General features: G+C 57.5%; 5 protein-coding genes and 2 tRNA genes. 5 read left to right on the forward strand and 2 right to left on the reverse strand.

Features of this window, described 5'->3' with window-relative positions; translation table 11 throughout:
* Positions 1–227: 227 nt before the first annotated feature.
* Positions 228–303, reverse strand: a tRNA-Ala gene (locus Q0650_RS18010).
* A 50-nt stretch (positions 304–353) separates the two neighbouring features.
* Positions 354–430 (reverse strand) — tRNA-Ile (locus Q0650_RS18015).
* Positions 431–835: 405 nt separating this feature from the next.
* On the opposite strand from Q0650_RS18015, the gene Q0650_RS18020 reads away from it, so the two are divergent.
* The 5 genes from Q0650_RS18020 (at position 836) to Q0650_RS18040 (ending at position 4911) form a co-directional block, all read left to right on the forward strand.
* Positions 836–1624, forward strand: a complete 789-nt coding sequence (locus Q0650_RS18020) for a heme ABC transporter ATP-binding protein (RefSeq protein ID WP_298821529.1) — start codon at positions 836–838, stop codon at positions 1622–1624.
* Positions 1625–1633: 9 nt separating this feature from the next.
* Complete coding sequence (locus Q0650_RS18025; protein WP_298821531.1) at positions 1634–2692, forward strand: hemin ABC transporter substrate-binding protein; 1059 nt, start codon at positions 1634–1636, stop codon at positions 2690–2692.
* Entirely contained in the window at positions 2689–3759 is a 1071-nt protein-coding gene (locus Q0650_RS18030; protein ID WP_298821533.1) for an iron ABC transporter permease, read from the forward strand. Before Q0650_RS18025 ends, Q0650_RS18030 begins: the two co-directional genes overlap by 4 nt.
* Before the next feature lie 13 nt (positions 3760–3772).
* Positions 3773–4135 carry an antibiotic biosynthesis monooxygenase gene (locus tag Q0650_RS18035; protein WP_298821535.1) on the forward strand — a complete coding sequence of 121 codons (363 nt, stop codon included), beginning with the start codon at positions 3773–3775 and terminating at the stop codon, positions 4133–4135.
* 119 nt (positions 4136–4254) lie between these two features.
* Positions 4255–4911, forward strand: coding sequence for a metal-dependent transcriptional regulator (locus tag Q0650_RS18040; protein ID WP_298821536.1), 657 nt, complete (start codon positions 4255–4257; stop codon positions 4909–4911).
* The last annotated feature ends 4 nt before the right edge of the window (positions 4912–4915 follow it).

Below are 4915 nucleotides of genomic sequence, written 5' to 3' on the forward strand. Positions count from 1 at the left end.
AACCTGAGGCGCGCCGCTGCGTCACAGGGCATGCCGCCAGCTCCCGGCGGTACGTTACCGCTCGCAGGGAACGTTCCTGTCCGTGCGCGGTAGCGGGAGGAATGCTCTCCCTGCCCGTTCTGTGGTGGAGGAAATGCCAGCCTGGCAATGACGGAGCGCCCCGAAAACATCGGCGGGCCGCAGCATACACCGCAGCCCGACCGCACAGCAGGAGGGGAGGAGGGATGTGGTGGAGCGAAGGGGATTCGAACCCCTGACCTTCTGCGTGCAAAGCAGATGCTCTACCAACTGAGCTATCGCCCCAAAACAAGAGAGAATAGAGAATGAACCGACATTCTCTATTCTCTCAATGTTGGTGGGCGTAGGTGGACTCGAACCACCGACCTCGATCTTATCAGGATCGCGCTCTAACCTGCTGAGCTATACGCCCTCGCAACGCGGTGAAGTATAACACAGCTCAAGGGGTGTGTCAAGTTTGAGTGGGTATGTGACCACTGCGTTCCTGTATCGCATGCTGTCGCGGAAAGTATTGAGTTGTTGCCCGCAGGTGGCATGGAGTCCTCGGAGTGGTCCGGGCAGGGATTGATAAGGGTGTGACCAGACAGGTGGAATCGGGATGGCACAGTGCTGTACGACACATTCAGGTTCGGAGCAAAACAGCAGTGGAATCGATCGGGATAGCGGATTATGATGGCCCGGTTAGCGATGGCCGGCAAGCCTTTTACCGCAACTGTAAGCCTTTATCAGATTTTTTATGTTTTTGGTTGACAAATTCATAAAATTAGTATATTCTAATTTCGTCGCTTAGCACATATTGTCACAACAGGCTGATCCTATGGAACTGCTGGTTGCTCATGACATTGGTTATTGTCTCGACAGCCACTGGCTGGTACGGTCGGTTTCACTGAGTTTGTCTGCTGGCGAAGTAGTGGCACTCGTTGGCCCCAATGGAGCCGGGAAGAGCACGCTACTCAGCCTACTGGCTGGCGATATTCCCCCAACCAGCGGTGACATCTGGCTTGCCGGGCAGCCGATCAACCGGTTGTCGGCGCTGGCACAGGCGCAGCAACGCGCTGTGCTGCGCCAGCAGTCGAACGTTACCTTTCCCTTTACTGCGCTGGAAGTGGCACTGATGGGCCGAGCGCCACACCTGCGCGGGAGCGGGGAAAGTGAACGTGATCGAGCAATCGCACTGGAGGCACTGGCGCGGACCGAAACCGCATCGTTCGCCGCGCGTCCTCTGCCGACCCTCTCGGGTGGCGAACAGTCTCGCGTGCATATGGCGCGTGTTCTGGCTCAAACTACGCCAATACTCCTGCTCGACGAGCCAACTGCGGCGCTTGATCTTCGTCATCAGCATCGAGTGTTGCAATTGGCCCGCCACGCAGCCGATCAGGGTGGCGCCGCCTTGATCGTTTTGCACGATGTCAATCTGGCAGCACTCTACGCCAACCGCATCGGGATTATGGACAGGGGTGTCTTGCGCGCCATCGGTTCGCCATGGGAGGTCTTGCGCGCCGAATTGCTGAGCGACATTTATGGAGTACCAATCACAGTACAGCAGCATCCGCGAATGTCTGCTCCACTGGTGCTTAGTTTGCCGGTAGAGATGATCAAGGAGTAAGTACTACCTATGACGACGAAGCATACCACGCTGTTGTTGTTCCTTTTCATTCTTGGCCTGCTGACGGCCTGTGGCAATAGTCCAACTGCTGCGCCCACGGCTGTACCCGCGCCCACAGCGGCGCCTGCGCCCACGGCTGTACCCGCGCCCACAGCGGCGCCTGCGCCCACAGCGGCGCCGGTATCGAACGTTACCACCGATGTAGAACCGGCACTGCCGGTTTCGCTAACTGATTATCGGGGTGAGACGGTTGTGATTGAGTCGATTGACCGGATCGTCAGTTTAAGCGGCGATATTACCGAGATCATCTTTGCGCTCGGTATGGGTGATTATGTGGTTGGTGTTGATACAAGCGCCCTTTATCCTCCGGAGAAGACGAGTGTGCTTCCCAACATTGGATATCAGCGCCGGTTGAATGCTGAAGGCATTTTATCGCTGAATCCTACTCTTGTCATCGGCACTGAAGCGGCTGGCCCGCCTGAAGCCCTGGAGCAGGTTCGTTCGGCTGGGGTACCGGTTGCGCTTACGGCCAGTTCGCCAACTCTCGAGTCGCCTGCGCAAAAGATTCTGTTCGTTGCCCGCGCGCTCGGCATTCCGCAGCGTGGGTATGAATTAGCCGCTCGTGTAGAGGCTGAAATTGCGCAAGCTCGCGCCGAAGCCGCTTCACTCCCGCGCAAGCCTCGCGTGATGTTTCTCTATTTGCGTGGCACTGATGTTCAGCAGGTAGCCGGGTCCAATACTGCCATCGATGCCATGATTACCGCTGCCGGCGGCGTGAATGTTGGGGCCGAAGTAGGGATTGTGAATTACGCGCCGTTGAGCGCTGAGATAGTCATTGCGGCCCAACCGGATGTGTTGCTCGTGTTGACGAAAGGTCTCGAGTCGGTAGGTGGCATTGATGGTTTGCTCCAGATTCCGGGTCTAGCCGATACTCCAGCCGGTCAACAACGACGAGTCATCGATTTCGATGACCTCTACCTGAATGGGATGACACCCCGCGCCGGTCAGGCATTGGCCGATCTGGTACAAGCATTCCGTGACGCAGTTGCGCAGACGGGTGGATCATGAGCGCTACAACCATTGCTACGGGTCATCTTCGACAGCATACCATTCGGCGCGGCTGGTTTCTCCCAATCTTGATCGTGGCGCTGGTTGGTATGCTCTTGTTGGGGGTTGGCATTGGCGCCGTTGCCGTTCCTCCCGATGTAGCGATTGCGATCGTCTTGCACAAAATCGGGCTGTTGCCTGAAGCAACAATGGCGCAGCAGCAGATAGCAGTGCTCTGGAATATCCGCCTTCCCCGCGTGATTCTGGGCGGACTGGTCGGAGCGGCACTGGCGGTTAGTGGCGCGCTCTTGCAGGCGATCTTTCGCAACCCACTTGCCGATCCCGGTTTGATTGGCGTTAGTAGCGGGGCAGCGTTAGGGGCAGTCTTCACCATTATCAGCGGCGTGGCGGTGTTTGGCATCTATACCTTGCCGATTGCCGCCTTTCTGTCCGGCATCCTTGCCACGGTGCTTATCTATCGGCTATCGCGTCGGCATGGTCGCACCGATGTCGCTATGTTATTGCTGGTTGGTCTGGCAATCAATGCGCTGGCTGGCGCAGCAACCGGTTTGTTGACCTATCTCGCTGACAATGATCAATTGCGTTCAATCGTCTTCTGGACGATGGGCGGGTTGGGGGGCGCTCTATGGGAGACGGTGCTGGCTGCTGCGCCTCCTATTCTGATCGCGCTCGCGCTGGCGCCGCGACTCGGCTTTGCCTTAAATCTCTTTGCATTAGGAGAAACGGAGGCGCGCCATCTTGGTGTACGCACCGAATGGGTGAAACGGGCTGCGGTGGTACTGGCAACCCTGGCGACGGGGACTGCCGTCGCCTTGACCGGGCCAATCGGGTTTATCGGTCTCATCGTCCCCCATATCGTCCGACTGGCGATAGGCCCCGATCACCGCTGGCTCATTCCAGCATGCGCGTTGGGCGGGGCAACACTGCTGGTATTGGCCGATTTGCTGGCGCGAACGCTGGCGGCGCCAGCAGAGATACCAGTTGGACTGTTTACCGCCTTTGCTGGTGGCCCGTTCTTCCTCTTCCTCATCTTGCGAACCCGACGACACTATGGTTTCGGCCTGTAAGGAGAACACGATAATGATCACGACAGCCAATCGTATCTATGTCCACCCCGACTATGCAGACCTGTTTGAAGAGACATTCCGCAATCGTGCCCGCCTGGTTGATCGAATGCCCGGCTTTGTGAGCAACCAATTGCTCCGCCCGGTGAATCCGGGTGATCCGTACATCGTGCTGACAGTTTGGGAGAGCCGCGCCCACTTTGAAGCATGGGTTCGCTCAGATGAATTCCGGCAAGGCCATGCTCGTTCGGGCACACTGCCCAAAGAGGCCTTCACTGCTCCCAACAAGCTCGAACTCCACGAGATCATCATGGATACCACTCGACCTGATCTACCGGTCGAGCCACGCGGCAAGCCGTTCAAGGTTCATCACGGCTAGTCGGGTATGCTACCGCCGCGGCGCGCGATTGCGCGTCGCGGTTCACCCTGGTCATCGCCTGTCATACCACATCACTGCCTATGCTGACCTCTGATCTATCACTTCGAGCGTCGAGTGCTATGACGCGCCTTTCACCAGCCGAGCTGACGTGTTTGATAGCGTTGGCCGATCTGGCCGATGATCAAGGCCATGTTTTTGTCGACAACCTGGTGCGTTGTCTGGATGGAGAGCCGGCCCATGTATTATCCGTGCTTCACCAGTTGAGCAAGCGCACTCTGGTGCAGAGCAATGCGCAAGGCGCGCTAGAGCTAACCGCGCTCGGCAGTTGTTGGGCGCGTCAGGCGCAAATCCGGCATCGCTTGCTCGAGCGGTTTTTGCTTGATGTGGTTGGCGTGCCGTGGATCTTTGTTCATCGTGAAGCATTGCGGTTGACGTCGGTCGTCTCGCCGTTGTTTATTGAGCGGGTGGCTGAGCTAACGCGCCATGCAACGGTTTGTCCGCATGGCAATCCGATTCCGGGTCGTAGTACGAATGGCGCTTATGAATGTCCAGTATCCGAGGCGCCCTTTGGACAGCGTTGTCGGCTGGCTCGAATTGCCGAATGGGTCTGCTACGAACCACACCTCTTACAACGGCTCTGGAGTAACGAACTTGTGCCTGGTCGCACCCTTGTGCGCGTTCCCGATCCGCTTCACCAATGGGTAGTTCAGGTGAACGAACGACCGCTGGTAGTAGGGAAACGGATTGCTGAGATGCTCTACGTGGTGGTTGATTAAGTTA

This window comes from uncultured Chloroflexus sp. (genome assembly GCF_937129525.1).
Lineage (GTDB): Bacteria > Chloroflexota > Chloroflexia > Chloroflexales > Chloroflexaceae > Chloroflexus.

Excerpts from the sequence above, each read along its gene's own strand:
- Q0650_RS18030 (WP_298821533.1), top strand. The coding sequence starts at position 2,689 with ATGAGCGCTACAACCATTGCTACGGGTCATCTTCGACAGCATACCATT.
- Q0650_RS18020 (WP_298821529.1), top strand. The coding sequence starts at position 836 with ATGGAACTGCTGGTTGCTCATGACATTGGTTATTGTCTCGACAGCCAC.
- Q0650_RS18040 (WP_298821536.1), top strand. The coding sequence starts at position 4,255 with ATGACGCGCCTTTCACCAGCCGAGCTGACGTGTTTGATAGCGTTGGCC.
- Q0650_RS18035 (WP_298821535.1), top strand. The coding sequence starts at position 3,773 with ATGATCACGACAGCCAATCGTATCTATGTCCACCCCGACTATGCAGAC.
- Q0650_RS18025 (WP_298821531.1), top strand. The coding sequence starts at position 1,634 with ATGACGACGAAGCATACCACGCTGTTGTTGTTCCTTTTCATTCTTGGC.